Source organism: Bradyrhizobium sp. 23 (assembly GCF_023073295.1).
Lineage (GTDB): Bacteria > Pseudomonadota > Alphaproteobacteria > Rhizobiales > Xanthobacteraceae > Bradyrhizobium > Bradyrhizobium canariense_D.
In genome coordinates this window covers 1-2167 of sequence record NZ_JADPJF010000055.1, presented here as the reverse complement: position 1 = coordinate 2167, position 2167 = coordinate 1, and the positions used below count along the sequence as shown (strand labels likewise).

Here is a 2167-nt window from a genome sequence, read left to right as displayed (position 1 = left end):
GTACCTGCTCGATCGCGTCCGACATTCCCCGCAAGAGATTGGCGAAGTCGACCATCGACGGATATGCAGCGAACTCGGCAGAGGGTCCATCCCTTGCCGAACAACGGAGAGCCGTTGGCATCACGGACGGTCAGATTGATCTCGTTACCAAGTTCCCAGTCGCCGACCGAAGATGCGAACTGGCGAACAAACGCCAGGGTCCGATTGTAGCCCTGGGAGTAGATCGCAGCAGCGTCGCCGGCAGGATACTTGCCGGCATCGGTCTTGTCGCCCCACATTAGCGGAAGCGCCAGAACAGGTTCAAGAGTGACGCCATAGTTGGCGGCAAGGCCCACGATCGAGGTGAAGCGCGTCGCTACCCATGGATCAGTGTCAGCGGCCAGAGGAATGGTCAGGCGGTATCGCTTGAGTTTATGTGCGGCGAGCAAGACGTCCTCGTCATTGATCTGGCGGTACGCCCCGGAGGCGAACATGGAGTGGCCATTGACGCCGATTTGAACTGTCAATTCTGTTCCTTGATTGCGCGAGAAAAGAAGAGGATGCCGTTTCCAGCAGATCTGATTTCGGGCGCGGCGGGGTAAAGGAGGAGAAACCCCGCCGCAGTCGGGCCGCAGCAGTCGGCCGGCGCTCTGTGCCGCCGCTCTCTGTTCTGTACTGCGACTATGGTTGTATTTTGGCCTACTCTCCCCTGAGGGAGTGAACGCTAGACCTGCCGCCCGTATGGGCAGGTAGCCTCAACTTTCGGCGAACGATGATATTCGCGCCGTGCTAGCTTTCGGCATTCCCGCACGGTTGGCGGAGGAAGCGGACCGGCACCTGACAAAGTGCAAAGTTCAATGCGGCTAAAAATGTGCGCTGTTTCACAAAAGTGCACAGACTGCCGGGCTAAAGTCATACACGCTTACTTTCCCTCGTACGTTGCGCCTGCACTATTTTTTGGCTTTCATTGTTTTGTGTTGGAGGCATTGATGAAGAGCTCTCGCGGTCTCCTTTTTGCCCAGCGGTTGAACGAACTCAATTCTCGGCTCTCAGAATTGGAAGAACTTCGAGAGCGGATCAAAGAAGCGGAGCGACGCGCCTGCGGTGCACCGTCACTACAATCGACACCAAAACTCCGAAGTCTCGCGAATATCGATATCTGTCCTGACACTCGTAACCGGGCACGCGCCGCTTCTATGCGACGGACTTCCCGAAGGGCGCGACCGGCGCCCTAATGGAGTGGCCGGATTCACCTATGAAAATGCTGGAACTGGAGAGGACTGCGACGCTGCGGCCATTCCAATCGTCCAAGTATTGCGGGTCGCTCCATGGTTTCAGCCGATCAGTCGAACGAGAACACCGTTGTCGCTACGCAGTTGCCGATCGCGGGCAATTGGCGCCTTTTCGAGTGGATTTGGGGAGTGAGCTTTTTCCTCAGCATCATGCTGGCGATGGCGGGATGGCTCTACGTGCTGGGCACGCTTTCCATCAAAGTTGTCTATTGGCTAGCTTCCTAGCAGCTTCGCGCGACGCGCCCATTGCCGTGAAGATTACCATTAAAATTTGACCGAGATTTTAGAACCGTCCTTCAGCGGTCTTCCGGTGCGCTGTTTGAGCATTCATCAGTGGAGGCACTCATGAGATATCTACCTGACCATGGCCTGCCCCTTGTTCAACTCAAAGAGCGTCGCCGCGAATGGTCGTGGCGCTGCAGAGCCGCATCGGCCCGATCAGCGATGACGAACTGCAGAAGATTGCAGCCATACAGCAGACCAGCTCAGCTTTCGAGGATGTCATCGCAGATCTCGACACGGAATGCCTTGATCGGGCGGCTTGAGACGAGCCAATCAGGCTTGCGCACGCCCCGGATCTGGATAAGGATCATGCCGCTACCGGCTCGCGTATTGGGTGGCCGCCCCACCTTTTATTAGGACCATTGGCAGGCCGCCGTCATCCCCAGGATGACGGCGGTATGATTCAGGGGCGACGAGCTAGCCTAGTAGCGCGAGCACTCTCAATGCCGCGCAGCCGATCATTCCCCAAATCGCAAGGCTAATCAGCAGCGCATCGCTCATCGCATCCATCCTGCGTATCCCCTGGTGCAGAGTAAGCGTCGTTCTCACGCCACGGCTTTGAGGGATTGCGCGCGATAGGCCCAGGGAAGCAGCTGATCGATTTCGCTGTTTGG

Annotated in this window: 3 protein-coding genes and 1 pseudogene; 2 read left to right on the top strand and 2 right to left on the bottom strand. The window is 57.2% G+C overall.

Annotated elements, in window-relative coordinates; genetic code table 11:
- Nucleotides 1-506: pseudogene (locus tag IVB32_RS13480) on the bottom strand (hypothetical protein); the annotation flags it as partial.
- Nucleotides 507-1307: 801 nt separating this feature from the next.
- Here IVB32_RS13480 and IVB32_RS13475 point away from each other — a divergent pair.
- Nucleotides 1308-1496 (top strand): hypothetical protein, encoded by a 189-nt coding sequence (locus IVB32_RS13475; protein WP_247284135.1) that lies wholly within the window; start codon nucleotides 1308-1310, stop codon nucleotides 1494-1496.
- A 179-nt stretch (nucleotides 1497-1675) separates the two neighbouring features.
- Complete coding sequence (locus IVB32_RS13470; protein ID WP_247284137.1) at nucleotides 1676-1816, top strand: hypothetical protein; 141 nt, start codon at nucleotides 1676-1678, stop codon at nucleotides 1814-1816.
- A gap of 154 nt (nucleotides 1817-1970) precedes the next feature.
- On the opposite strand, the gene IVB32_RS13465 is transcribed toward IVB32_RS13470, so the two are convergent.
- Nucleotides 1971-2167 (bottom strand): hypothetical protein (locus IVB32_RS13465; protein ID WP_247410582.1); only part of this gene is annotated, 197 nt, incomplete at its 5' end.